Genomic DNA, 13,411 nt, shown 5'->3' on the forward strand with positions numbered 1-13,411 from the left:
CCTCATTCTCTCCCGGCGCGGTGGCTCTAGTTCTTCTTTTGCCACCGTTCTCATCTTTAGTTAGTCTAAACTACAGTTAAGGAGCGCCATGACTGCAACAACATTAGCAGAGAAATTAGATCAACCGTTGCTATTTCCAGGGTTAAGTTGGGAACAATTCAAAACTTTAGAACCGATGCTGGATATTCCAGGAGTTCGGCTGTCATTTTTAGATGGGATACTGGAGATTCAGAAAATGCCTGGAAGAAAACACGAAACAGCCAAGGGACGTATCGGTGCGTTGGTAGAAACTTACATGATGGCGACAGGAATCGATTTCACCCCTACGGAGTCTCTGACTTTAGAAAATGAATCGCGATTGGTAAAGTGTGAAGCAGATAAGTCTTACGAATTGGGGGTTGACAGAGAACGTCCAGATTTAGCGATCGAAGTAGTCGTTACTAGCGGCGGAATTGATAAGCTAGAGGCTTACAAACGGCTGCAAATCCCTGAAGTCTGGTTTTGGGAAAACAGCCGACTTTCTCTGTATGCTCTGGGACAGGAAGGATACGAACCGATTGCGAGTTCTCAATTGCTTCCAGAACTCGATATTGGTTTACTCGTCAGGTGTGTTAATATACCGAGTCATGTTGAGGCAATTAAGGAATTCAAAAGGGCGATCGATCTCAATTCTTAGTCAAAAATATTGAGTAACTGTGACATCATTGAAGAATTGGTAACAGCAAAAAGGTCTATAATAGAACTACAACTCACAGGAAGCACGACCATGAGAACAGTCGTTCCCACCCTCAAATCATCTGAAATTATCTACCCCAGTGCGGATGGAAAACCCGTGGCAGAAACTTACGACCACCTTTATGCAATTCTAACCACTTTAGAAGTCCTCAAGCAATACCTGAGCGGACAGCGCGCTACCGTTTTGGCTAACCAGTTTTTATATTACGCTGAAGGTTTCCCAAAATTGCTTACTGCACCGGATGTTATGGTAATTTATGATGTGGAACCGGGAGGCAGAGATAATTATAAAATCTGGTTAGAAGGGCAAGTTCCGAAGGTAGTTTTTGAAATTACTTCACCGAGTACGCAGTCGGAAGATAAAGTTACGAAAAAAGACTTGTACGAAAGTTTAGAAGTTCAGGAATATTGGTTGTTTGACCCCAAAGGACAATGGATACCCGAAAAATTGCGGGGATATCGACTGTGGGAAGATGGCTATCAATTAATTACTGACAGTCGCAGTGAAGTGCTGCAATTGCGTTTGGAAATAGAGGGAAAACTCATCGGTTTTTATCGGGAGGATAATGGAGAAAAATTACTGATTCCTGATGAATTAGCCTCGGCATTAGAAGCGCAACGCCAGCGCGCCGAAACTGAACGCCTGCGCGCCGAAGCTGAAAGTCAGCGGGCTGCTGAACTCGAATCTTTGCTAGCGCGTTATCGAGATCAGTTTGGCGAATTGCCTGATGGTAACAGCTAAAAAATCAGCGGCCGATCGCACTTCATCGATCTCGATCGCCCGCGTGCTATTCTTAGCTAAATATTCTTGACAAATCTCAGCTTTTTTGTTTTATCTCGAATTGCTGTCAAATTTTAAATGGGAGGGGCGATCGTTTTGCGATCGAACTTGGGCAATCTAGAGATAGGTGCTTCGTGAGTGCCTGGAAAACAGCGACGCTAAGGGTTGGCAATGGAAAGTATACAGAAAAAATCTGGTGAGAGTGGGGTTCGTAAGGGCGATCGAATTAAGCAGATTTTTGCGTTTGTATCGATGGCTGGTTTTGCTGGTTCTACGATTTTTGGTATGGTGAGTCTGTTCAGCAGCGGTTTGAGCAGCCAGCACCGACAAAAACCTGTAGCTGTTGCTGCTGTTTCTCAGGAGTCTCTGCTGGCGGCGCAGGAACGGGGATATGAGACGGTTTTGCGGCGGGAACCTCAGAATCAGACGGCTCTGGAGGGGTTGGCAAATGTGCGGTTGGGGATGAATAATGGGAAAGGGGCGATCGAGCCTTTGGAGAAGTTGGTGAAGTTGAATCCTGACAGAGCTGATTATCAGGCGCTGTTGGCCCAGGCGAAGGGGCAAAAGTAGGGAAAGGGCGATCGGTGAGGATTAGCGATCGAGTAAAGTTATTATCTAAATAGGTAAAACCAGAAAGGAGTTGAGATTGTGCCTGACAAAAGCCCATTAGTTAGCATTGGTATGCCATTGTACAATGAAGAACGCTACCTACGTCAGGCTTTGGATTCTTTAATATCACAAGATTATGCTAATTTTGAATTAATTATATCAGACAATGCGTCTGTGGATGGCACTTCCGATATCTGCCAAGAATATGTAGCCAAAGATCGGCGGGTTCATTACTACCGGAATGAAACTAATATTGGTGCTGCTGTCAATTTCAAAAGAGTCTTTGAATTAGCGCATGGAGATTATTTTGTATGGGCTGCGGGTCACGATCTCTGGCATCCAACATTTTTGTCTCGCTGTTTAGAAATTTTCTCGCAAGATGAATCACTTGTCTTGTGCCATCCACAAGCTATGTGGATCAATACCGACGGTCAGCCATTAGGTTTAATACCTAGCTCTGTTGAAACCAGAGGTTTGAATAGAATATCCCGATTTAACGTTGTTTTGTGGGGGCTGGGATACTGCTATCCTGTGTATGGTCTTATTAGTTCCCAAGCCCTAAGAAAGGTTAGCCTAGGGCTGCAAGTGATTGCAACTGACGCTATTCTCCTAGCTGAGCTATCTCTTTTGGGAGCTTTTGCTCACATAAGCGCTCCACTTTTTTATATTAGGAAAATGGAGGATTTCGGCAGTTGGGATAAGTATTTTGAAAAAATATTTATGCAGAATTTATCAGGTTTGTCTGCGCATTCTTTGTACTGGCAGATGATTGGCGAATATTTAAAAATTGTGAACAAGCACATTAACTGTTCTTTCGAGAAAGATGCTGCCACTTTATCAACAGTTATCTGCTTGCGGGAGAAGTCTAGCTGGATTTTAAGGGGTCTCCAAAATTCAAAAGTTCAAGGGCTATCTTCTAACTCCGTTGCAGAGAAACTGATTAATCAGCTAGGATCAAAATTTCACAGCTTAGCAATGGATATAGAACAGCTATTTACATATCAAGATGACAAAATTGATAGCAGAAGTCCTAAAATTATAATTGATGCAATATTTTTTCAGATATATAAAACAGGAATTGCTCGTGTATGGAAGTCCTTACTAGAAGAATGGATTAAAACAGATTTTGCCAAACATATTATTATCCTCGATCGCAGCGGCACAGCTCCGAAAATCTCAGGTTATCAGTATCGTCTAATTCCATCTTATTTATCTGATTCTAGCGATGCTGCTGCCGATCGCGAAATGCTGGAGCAAATCTGCATCGAAGAAGAGGCAAGCTTATTCATTTCAACATATTATACAACTCCCATCTCAACTCCCTCTGTATTCATGGCTTATGACATGATCCCAGAAGTGATGAGATGGGATATGAATCTCCCAGTTTGGCAAGATAAACATCATGCAATTAGACACGCTTCTAGTTATCTTGCAATTTCAGAGAACACAGCCAATGATTTAGTAACATTTTTCCCGGAAATTTCTAGAGAGTCGATCGAGGTTGCTCATTGTGGATTTGAAAATATTTTCACTCAAGCAGATTGTCAAAAAATAAATGAGTTGAAGAATAAGTACGGAATTGCTAAACCGTACTTTCTGCTGGTGGGTTTGAGAGACGGTTACAAAAATGTAAGGTTATTTTTTCAGGCATTTTATCAACTAGAAAATCAAGATGATTTTGTCATTGTCTGTGTAGGAGGCGAAGACAAATTAGAAGAGGGTTCGGCAGCTTATGTTTCGGAAACGAATGTCCACCTGTTACCCCGTATTGATGATGCAGAATTAAGAGTCGCTTATTCTGGGGCTACGGCTTTAGTTTATCCGTCAAAATATGAGGGTTTTGGTTTGCCAATTGTGGAGGCAATGGCCTGCGGTTGTCCCATAATTACTTGTCCCAATTCTTCTATACCTGAAGTAGCGGGAGAGGCCGCTTTGTATGTTAAGGATGATGATGTTGAAGCAATGACGATCGCACTTGCCAACATTCAAAAGCCTGATGTGCGGGAATCCTTGATAGCTGCGGGTTTTGAGCAATCCACCAAATTTTCCTGGTCAGGAATGGCGAAAAAAGTTAGCTCAGTGTTGATTGAAGCGACGCTATTACCTTTAAAATTGAGAGAGACTAATTTCATTATTTTTCCAGATTGGAGTCAATCAGAACCAGACATTAGCAGGGAATTAGAAAAGGTGATAACGACTATTCTGACTCACCCGGACAGCCAGCAGATAACTTTACTAATAGATACCAGTAATCTTGATGAAAATTCCGAAATAGATGCTAATCTACTTGTATCTGGCGTTGTGATGAATCTTCTGATGCAAGAAGACTTAGAAATGACCGGCGAACCGGAAATTTCCCTAGTTGGCAAACTGGGCGAATTGCAGTGGCAAGCTTTGCTGCCTCGCATTCAAGATCGAATTTCCTTAGTCAAGGAGAATGAACAGGCGATCGGTCGTACACTTCTCTTGTCATTTAAATGTTCTTGACTAATCTCATGTTTTATGTCATAGGCTGGAAGTGTTCTCAAATTTTAAATGGTGAAGGGCGCTCGTTTTGCGATCGAACTTGGGCAATCTAGAAAATGGAAAGTAATTAGAGTATCTAGGAGATATAAGTAATGTATTCAAAAAATTTATTTTCGGTCATTATCCCCACACGTCAGAGGCATGATACATTAAAACATTCCATTCAGAGTGTCATTAATCAAACTCATAAGGAATTTGAACTTGTCGTTATGGACAACTTTAGCAGTCCCGAAACTGCTGAAGTTGTAGCTTCATTTAAGGATGAGCGAATCAAGTATTATCGCGCACCTGAAAGACTCTCCATGTCTGACAATTGGGAACTAGGGTTATCTCACGCTACAGGAGAATACATTACTGTTCTCGGAGATGATGATGCTTTAATGCCAGATTGCCTGGAAATTTGTTTAAATTTTCTCAATAAATATGACGTGCAGACAGTGGCTTGGTCTCGCGGTACTGTATATTGGTGGCAAAATGCTATTGTACCTTGGCATAGAAATAAATTATACGTTCGGTTGCAGCAGCAGGTAGCTTTACAATTTCAAGCAAGACAAAAATTAAAGCAGTTCTATAATTTTGAAGTTTCTTATGATGAACTCCCAATGCTATACAATGCTTTTATTCATAGAAGCTTAATAGAAAAAATTAAATCGGTTCATGGTAAATATTTTATGTCATCTATTCCCGATGTTTACTCGGGTGTAATTAATGCCTATTATTTAGAAAATTACTTATATTCTTTTCGACCTCTTTCAGTAGCCGGTAATTCTGGACATAGTACGGGAACTTCATCGTGCTACCCCAGCCTTGGTGGAAAACCGTTTAAAGATTTTTTGACTGATGCGAAGAAAGATACTAAAAAACTGCTGCACGATAGTTTAGTACCATCAATCAACCCATTCATGAGCATTGCTGACGTGCAAGTTCGCACTAAAGAGTTATTTTTTCCGGCGGATGAAGAGATTAACTTTAATATTTTAACTGTCGTCAGGGCTGGTGCTTCAAGTATCAATATGGATCTTGGCGAGTACGAAACTCGTTTGCAAGAAATTGAGGAATTGGCCAAGAAGCATAAAATACCTACTTCGGAGTTTAACATTCCCGAAAAACAGACGCATCAACCCCAACCATATCAAGGCCCCATCTCGGACGGAAATGGCTCAATAACTACATGGGCGATTAATGGAGATCAAGCGGGAATATCTAATGTGGCTCAAGCGGCGATGCTGGTATGGGGAATGTTACCTGATTTAAGTTTTTTTCAGGTTAATTATTTGTCTAAAGAGCAGGCAATTACTCTCTACCAAAACTTGAATTTAAAAGAAATCAATTTAATAGTATTTCCCGACTGGAATCAGCCAGAACAGTCTTTGAATGAGGAGTTGGCGCAGGCAATTAGAGCAATAGTCACTCACCCAGACAAAGATAAAATGACTCTGCTGGTAGACAGCAGCCAGATTTCTGATGAGGATGCAAATCTCGCTTTGTCTAGTGTCGCGATGAACCTTTTAATGGAAGAGGAGCTAGATGTCTCCGAGTGGCCAAAAATTTCACTTTTTGGACCATTGAGCGAAATCGAGTGGCAAGCTCTGAGGCCTCGCCTGCACGGTAGAATTGTGTTGGAGCATGAAAATAAAGTGGCGATTGCAGCAGAAGGTAAGAGGATTGCAGCATTTCAACTCGACCATTTTATGCAGGAGACTAGCTGATGAATCTAGCGAGTTTGTGCAGCACTCGCTGCACAAACTACTCACTCAGACAGATCGGCACTATTAATGATTTTTGTCAACATATATCTGCCACATTTGCTCGTAAGCTTTTTCCATCTCTCGCGTAAATTGCTTACCATTCCACAGCGGCGCAGTTTGTCGTGACTGCCGCAGTTTCCAAGATATTTGCTGCCGCAAAACTGGATCTTTCCCTAGACGAATTCCCCATTCTACATACTCTTCATCAGTCCAAGCAATCCCTTCGGAAATACCAGCATTCATCATCATCGTATAGCTGTTGCGGGCAGCAAACTGCTCTCCAACGCGCGTTACTATAGGAACCCCCATCCACAGCGTTTCCATAGTTGTTGTAGCTCCGTTGTAGGGGTAAGTATCGAGTACCACATCTGCAATGCCCAAATTAGCTCTGTGTTCTGCCTCCGATCCAGCCAACGGTAAAAATCTCAGCCTGTCGCCCTCCACCCCTTCTGATTCTGCAACTTGGACAAAAAACTTTTTGATTGATTCTTGATCCGCCAAACCTTTAATTAAAAAATAGCTATTCGGTACAGCTTTAAGAATTTGCATTTGTAGCCGTGCTGTGTCGGGGTGATACTTATATCCCCTCTGAGCGCTAAAATAAATCACAGCATCACTGCCGATATCCAAACTATCGCGTCGCAGCGTTGGCACCCCAACCTCAAAACCATCGACTGCTATGTAAGTTTGAGGCAAACGCCAGATTTTTTCCGTATAGTAGTCCTGAGCCGATTCTGGTAAAACGTATGGATCGGCAATATAGTAATCAATAGTTGGCAGGTTCGACGCATCCCAGCCCAGCCAAGTCACCTGAACAGGTGCTGGTTTAATGGCCATAGTTTCACAAATATTTGTCAGTGTGAGGCTATCGAGATCGACTAAAATATCAATTTCATCTTCGTAAATTTTCTCAGCAGCTTCCTGACCGTTTAATCCTAATTTATAAGCTTTATCAACTTTGCTAATGTACCAATCTTCTAACTTGTCGCGGTTCATTTCAGAGCCAAGCAGGTAAGCATTTACTTCAAATCGATCTCGATCGCGGTGTTCAAACACCCACCGCGCCAACCACCCCACAGAATGGCTGCGTAAACAATGAGAAATATATCCAATCTTCAACCGTTTTTTAGGCTGCTCAGTGTTTAGCATAGGCGAACGCCACTTACGGCACCGAGCTACCTTTTCCTTAGCGTAATTTTCAACGTTTAATTTAGCAAGCTGAGCTACTTGACGGCGAAGTTGTAGATTTTCCTCGGGTTTATCCTGAAAGTATGGGAAAAAAAAGACTGCTGAAAATAAGCGAGATGTGGCAGATGAACCTAGGGAGTCCGGTTGATCCTCCAACAAAGACACTAACAGGGATTTGTTTATTACCAACGCTAAACAAAATTCATCCCAATAACCGCCAGCACTCATCAAACTGCGCATGATCAGGAAATTAGCATAAACTTTATTTGCTAAGCCTTCCATAACTGAGTAGCACAATTTAGCAGTTTCTATGCCTTTGGTATACTGGGCACTATCTTGATAAAAACAAGACAAAGCAGCCAGTAATTCTGGATGTTTGGGAGCCACAACCAAGGCTAACTCACTGAAGCGTGCTGCTAACTCAATTTGCTTTGCCGAGTAAGAAAGCTTATAAACAAATGGTATTAAAATACTCAGAAAAGTTAGGATATCTTTGACGTGGGCTGTACTAGCTTCCGTAAAGTCAAAGGATGACTGATAAAAAGAACCCCTGTCTAAAACATTCTTCAATACTTGCATCAATAGCTCAAAGTCTACGCTGTTTGCTGGTTCTGACTTGAGCAGCTCAATGACCCCTATATCTACTAATTCCTCTCCTGTATATGTCTCAAGCAGAGTGGACAGCCCGATCAAATGCAACAGGTTGTTGATATCTGTAGGATTAATTTCCCTGATGTGCTGCCGAATTGCCCAAGCCACTGCATAGTTACCCAGATCCCGTTGTCTATCCGCCTCTGTTTGCAGAACCTGTATTAGTTCCTGGGTCCAAAACTCTATTTCTTCAGGTTCTCCCTCAGCCACTGCCAACAGCCAAGTAGTCTGAGCTTCTACCTCTTGTCCCTGCAATAGCAACATCAATCCTAACTGCCAGTAGTAGGACTTGACACTTGGTTCATCTTCAATAGCTTGTTCGTAGAGCTTTGCAGCCTGAACATAATTTCCTTGGAGCAGAAATTGATCAGTTTTTTGCTGCCAATCAGATCCTACAGCCGATAAATCACTAGAAACCATATACTAAGCTGTTAAAAACCGTTTTTACAGAATAGAGCGGGTAGGACTCTGTGTTCTACCCGCTCTCGTCAACAAGCCATGCTTATTAGGCTGAACAATTAATTACTTGGTAACTGCTTCCATGCCTGTTCCACAGGTGAGTTCAGTTGAATTAGCAGCAACAGGAGCCATAGTCGCATTACCGACACCCGCACCCGAAACCTGACAAATTATGCTCTGGGTAGTTTTTGCCTCGCCAGCAGTAACCAACCCAACCGCCCCACCATATCCTTTGAGAGCGGAAGCCGCCGCAGGAAGCGGGTTTCCAACGGTCGTAGCTCCATCTGCTGTAGTTCCCAATTCGTAAGTATAATTACTGGTTTGAGTTTTGAGACCTAGACCCAAAACTGCAACGTTACTCCCAAACCCAGTATTCTCTGCGTAATAAGCCTGCTGACCCTTGTTAATTGAACTGACATACTGTTTGGCTTCAGATTGCTTTGCCTTGTTTGCTTGGTTGAGGAACGCGGGCAAAGCAATAGCCGACAAAATACCGATAATGATGATAACAACAAGCAGTTCAATCAGGGTGAAACCTTGATCCTGTCTTCTTTTGTTGATCTGTTGCAGGAACTTGGCTTTAAATTCAGTCTTCATAATTTGTTTCTCCTTGAGGGGGTGGGATGCTCGTTTCTAACTCTTATATGTAACTTACCCAGTTTCCCCGGCTTTGCTATCATCCCGTCCATTTTTTTTTGAGGTCTGGCGGCTAACGCTCCAAAAGCAGGTATAGAGAGACTTCTAGCCTAGTCAACATTTCCTTGACTTCATCAAAGGCTGTCTCCAGGGCTGCGGGTTCTAGATTAACAGCAGCCTCGGCTCGACTCTGCAACCACTTTTCGGCTAGCGACACCGCAGAGTGCGACCCATCCGACAGAGGTAACAAGCAAGCAGCGATTGTACTGTCGATCGCCACCGGCGCTAGAGTTGGCACAATAATATAACGACTAATCTCAAACGGCGTATCGCTGGCAATGCAATTAGTCAAATCTTCCCTCGCCTGGGAAGTCCTGAGTTGAGGATGCAAATGCACCTGCGCCGACTGCCAGTCAGCCTCCGTCCATTCCGCAACAGGCACAAAAGCCTGAGTTCCGGGATTGCCGCACCAGAAATCAAACAAGCGGTGCTGGGGATGTAACAATTCAAATAAATGCAGCCGTTCTTCCACAGAAGTTTCTGGCAGACTCATCGCCAAAAACGCCGGTAAATTATCTGGATCTTTGAACAAATCCATCAACTCCCAGCGCCGCCAAGCTAGCATACTGATAAACTCTAGATCCGAGGCTCTCAAAAGTCCAAACAGTTCAGGCACGCTACAGCCTTTGTCACCCAGCAACAAATAGTTTGACAGAATCCACCCCTCATCCTTTGCGCGATCAGAATTCCAACTAACTGCTTTGAGCCATATTTCATCTTGCAGTGCTTCCATCGTCTCCCGGACTATTTCAATCTCCAACTCGCCTGGAGTTCCATTCATCAATCCCATTGTTTTGAAAGCAGCTTGAGCGCGAAATACTCCCGCCCTACCAATGGAACTGTGCAGGTTTGTCCGAATAATGCCATCAGGTTTGAGAACCGATTTCATCGCCTGCAATCCTGCAACAGCATCGGGCAATAAATAAAGCACTTCGTCAGCATTAATGTAGTCGAACTGCAAACCTAAACTGGGTAATTCTTCTATTTTCATCGCATGAAATTCGGCATTCTCAAAGCCGTGATATTCCAAGCGGTTGCGGGCCAACTTAACAGATTCTTCTGATAAATCAATTCCCACAATCTTAGCTCCCGGATTAGCTACAGCCAAAACTAAGGATTTGTATCCGCTACCGCAACCCGCATCCAGAATCAGTTTGCCTTCAGTATTGACAATTTTCCGATTTCTGAAGTAGTAAGCAGTTACCAGGTTGTGCAGGTAGAGCGACTCATACTCAAACTCAGGAGATTTTTCTAGAGGAATTCTGGGAAAAGGGGCATAATCAAATTGCTGGCGAATTTGGTTTATTAAATCAGATTCTTGATTTTCCATTTTGAATTACTTTTGATTTTGGTAAATTTTCCGGTGGCATCCCCTATTATAAAACACTACGGTTCAGTTAAGCCAGATCCCCCCTAGCCCCCCTTAAAAAAGGGGGGGACAAGAAGTTGTTCAAAGTCCCCCTTCTTAAGGGGGATTTAGGGGTATCTCCGGGCAATAAATAATACTAATCTAAGCGTATTGTATTATAAAATGGAAAGGCATTTCATCCCTGGGCGATCGCCCAACCAGCACATCCATGAACACCAACATCAGCCCCATCCTCAAAGTATTCTGCTTCTCCGCCGCCCTTTCCCTTGCCATCAAATACGCAGGGCCCAGCCTATCCATACCCTCCACCGATTTAAACGCCCTCATCGCCGTGGTTTCCCCCAGTATCATTCTAGCTGCGATCCTAGGCTGGCGGGCATGGCAACAGCAGCCGAGATAGCTGGTGAGGAACGTATCGCACAAAACAGCAAAAGCCCCACAATACCCAACAATACAGGACAGACTATCAAATGGATCTAACCACCTTAAATCTCAAACCATTAAACTTGCTCATTTTCCCCGATTGGAGCCAACCAGAAGAATTGCTATATTTAGAGTTAGCAGCAATTATTAAAAGTATTCTAACTCATCCCGATAGCCATTATCTAGCTCTCTTAATAGACATCACCGACATTATAGAATCATCTGAATTAGATGCTAATTTAATTTTGTCAGGAATTCTCATGGATCTCTGCATGGAAGAAGATTTAGATTATAGCACAGAACCGGAAATTATTTTATTAGAAAACCTCAGTCAAAGCCAGTGGCAAGATATTTTGCCACAAATCCAATATCGAATTAAGTTAGTGGCGGAAAACCAAACAGCACTAGCCGAATCTGGGGCTGACAAACTTCCTGTATTGGAACAGGATAGACTTAGCGATATAACCCTTGAATCCCAAGCGTCACGGTTGATAGACTTTGGCAACACACTCTACCGTCAAGGAAGACATGAAGAAGCCATTAAGCACTATCAAAGGTTTTCACAATCCCATATAGGAGATGTAGAACTATTTGTCAGCCTCAGCGATTGTTGGCGAAACCTCAATCAAATTACAGCAGCGATCGCAATCCTTGAAGAAGGAATTCGCCATTATCCGACAGCCGGAAAACTGCACTTTGAATTGATTAAAATCTTCCAGCAAAACGGACGCATAAAACAAGCTATTTCAAACTCCGAAATAGCCGCCAATATTCTGCCGAATGAATATGTTTTTAAACTTTTAAAACACTTAACATTGCCCCTAGTTTACAATACACTAGAAGAAATTAATTTTTACCGAGATAGATTTGTCATAGAATTAGAAAAATTAATTCGTGAAACATCTCTAATAACTCCAGAAGACAAAATAAATGCTTGCATCGGTTTGAGGAGTTTTACTAATTTTTACCTAGCCTATCAAGCCCACAATGTTGTGGAATCACAATCAAAATATGCCAATTTAGTTCATCAAATCATGGCAGCCAACTATCCCCAGTGGGTGCAACCGCGACAGATGCCTCCACTGCCGGAAAATGGCAAAATCAGAGTCGGCTATATTTCCAGTTACTTGTATGCTTACAGCGGCACTTTATGGTTAACTGGCTGGTTGCGTTATGCCGATACACACAAAATTGAAATTTACTGTTACCACACAGGTAATGATACCGATTTAATTACAGAACAATTTCGCGAATATAGTGATGTATTTCGCCATATTCCTCATGACTTAGAAGCTGTAGCTAAACAAGTTATTGAGGATAAATTGCATATTCTTGTATTTCCTGAAATTGGCATGGATGCACCAACGATACAATTAGCAGCTTTGCGCCTTGCCCCCGTGCAATGTTCGGCATGGGGACATCCTGTAACCTCTGGTTTGCCAACCATTGACTATTTTATTTCCAGCGAATTGATGGAACCGGAAAATGCACAATTGCATTACTCAGAAACCTTAATTAAGTTGCCTAATATTGGCGTTTCTTACCCAAAGCCAACCGTGGGAGAATTAAATAAAAGTCGCTTAGATTTTGACCTCCGAGAAGATGCCGTCATTTATTTTTGCTGCCAAGCTCCTTTCAAATACTTACCGCAATATGATTTTATATTAGCAGAAATTGCCCTCCGCGTTCCGCAAGCTAAGTTTATTTTTCCGCGCGGTGAACTGTTGCGGGAACGGCTCAAGCGGGCTTTTGCTGCTGTTAATCTCGATAGCGAAGATTACTGTGTATTTCGAGCGATTGCAACTCGACAAGAATATATAGCAATTAACTTTCTTGCTGATGTTTTCTTGGATACTTTCACTTGGTCGGGGGGAAATACGTCGTTGGAGGCGATCGCCTGTAATTTACCTATAGTAACCTGTCCGGGAGAATTTATGCGGGGAATGCACGCTTATAGCTTTCTCAAAATGCTGGGAGTAACCGACACAATTGCCCAAAATGAAGAGGAATACATTCAAATTGCTGTTAATTTGGGTTTAGATTCTGAGTGGCGGCGAGATGTTGCACAACGCATGAGTCAGCGACACGATCATTTGTTTGACGATAAAATTTGTGTGACAGCTTTAGAGGGTTTTTATCAAAAAATTGTTCGAGAAAGACTTGAAAGTTAAAGCAATTTTAATAAATGTTTTTGAGAATGTTGGGCGGAGTGAAACGGAGGGTTGT

The 13,411-nt window shown here is 42.6% G+C and carries 10 protein-coding genes; 6 read left to right on the forward strand and 4 right to left on the reverse strand.

Annotated elements, in window-relative coordinates; all coding sequences use genetic code 11:
* The first annotated feature begins 88 nt into the window (after nt 1-88).
* The 5 genes from QUB66_RS02765 to QUB66_RS02785 all read left to right on the forward strand — a co-directional run bounded on the left by QUB66_RS02765 (nt 89) and on the right by QUB66_RS02785 (nt 6,360).
* On the forward strand, nt 89-676 hold the full coding sequence (locus tag QUB66_RS02765; RefSeq protein WP_332966028.1) for a Uma2 family endonuclease: 588 nt from the start codon (nt 89-91) through the stop codon (nt 674-676).
* A 90-nt stretch (nt 677-766) separates the two neighbouring features.
* Nucleotides 767-1,477, forward strand: a complete 711-nt coding sequence (locus QUB66_RS02770) for a Uma2 family endonuclease (protein ID WP_332966026.1) — start codon at nt 767-769, stop codon at nt 1,475-1,477.
* Between the two features lie 210 nt (nt 1,478-1,687).
* The gene (locus QUB66_RS02775; protein WP_332966024.1) at nt 1,688-2,086 is read left to right on the forward strand and encodes a tetratricopeptide repeat protein; all 399 of its coding nucleotides are present in this window, start codon (nt 1,688-1,690) and stop codon (nt 2,084-2,086) included.
* A 78-nt stretch (nt 2,087-2,164) separates the two neighbouring features.
* Nucleotides 2,165-4,612 (forward strand): glycosyltransferase, encoded by a 2,448-nt coding sequence (locus tag QUB66_RS02780; protein ID WP_332966023.1) that lies wholly within the window; start codon nt 2,165-2,167, stop codon nt 4,610-4,612.
* 131 nt (nt 4,613-4,743) lie between these two features.
* A complete protein-coding gene (locus tag QUB66_RS02785) occupies nt 4,744-6,360 on the forward strand; it encodes a glycosyltransferase family 2 protein (protein WP_332966021.1) in 1,617 nt (538 codons plus the stop codon).
* A gap of 63 nt (nt 6,361-6,423) precedes the next feature.
* On the opposite strand, the gene QUB66_RS02790 is transcribed toward QUB66_RS02785, so the two are convergent.
* The 4 genes from QUB66_RS02790 to QUB66_RS02805 form a co-directional block, all read right to left on the reverse strand.
* A complete protein-coding gene (locus QUB66_RS02790; protein ID WP_332966020.1) occupies nt 6,424-8,658 on the reverse strand; it encodes an O-linked N-acetylglucosamine transferase, SPINDLY family protein in 2,235 nt (744 codons plus the stop codon).
* 102 nt (nt 8,659-8,760) lie between these two features.
* Complete coding sequence (locus tag QUB66_RS02795) at nt 8,761-9,294, reverse strand: type IV pilin-like G/H family protein (RefSeq protein WP_332966018.1); 534 nt, start codon at nt 9,292-9,294, stop codon at nt 8,761-8,763.
* Between the two features lie 112 nt (nt 9,295-9,406).
* Nucleotides 9,407-10,723 (reverse strand): class I SAM-dependent methyltransferase, encoded by a 1,317-nt coding sequence (locus QUB66_RS02800; protein ID WP_332966016.1) that lies wholly within the window; start codon nt 10,721-10,723, stop codon nt 9,407-9,409.
* Between the two features lie 180 nt (nt 10,724-10,903).
* A complete protein-coding gene (locus tag QUB66_RS02805) occupies nt 10,904-11,113 on the reverse strand; it encodes a hypothetical protein (RefSeq protein WP_332966015.1) in 210 nt (69 codons plus the stop codon).
* Between the two features lie 119 nt (nt 11,114-11,232).
* Here QUB66_RS02805 and QUB66_RS02810 point away from each other — a divergent pair, with 119 nt between their 5' ends.
* Nucleotides 11,233-13,356 (forward strand): O-linked N-acetylglucosamine transferase, SPINDLY family protein, encoded by a 2,124-nt coding sequence (locus QUB66_RS02810; RefSeq protein WP_332966014.1) that lies wholly within the window; start codon nt 11,233-11,235, stop codon nt 13,354-13,356.
* Nucleotides 13,357-13,411 lie beyond the last annotated feature (55 nt).

Origin of the sequence: Microcoleus sp. A2-C3, assembly GCF_036706065.1 — a bacterium.
Lineage (GTDB): Bacteria > Cyanobacteriota > Cyanobacteriia > Cyanobacteriales > Microcoleaceae > Microcoleus.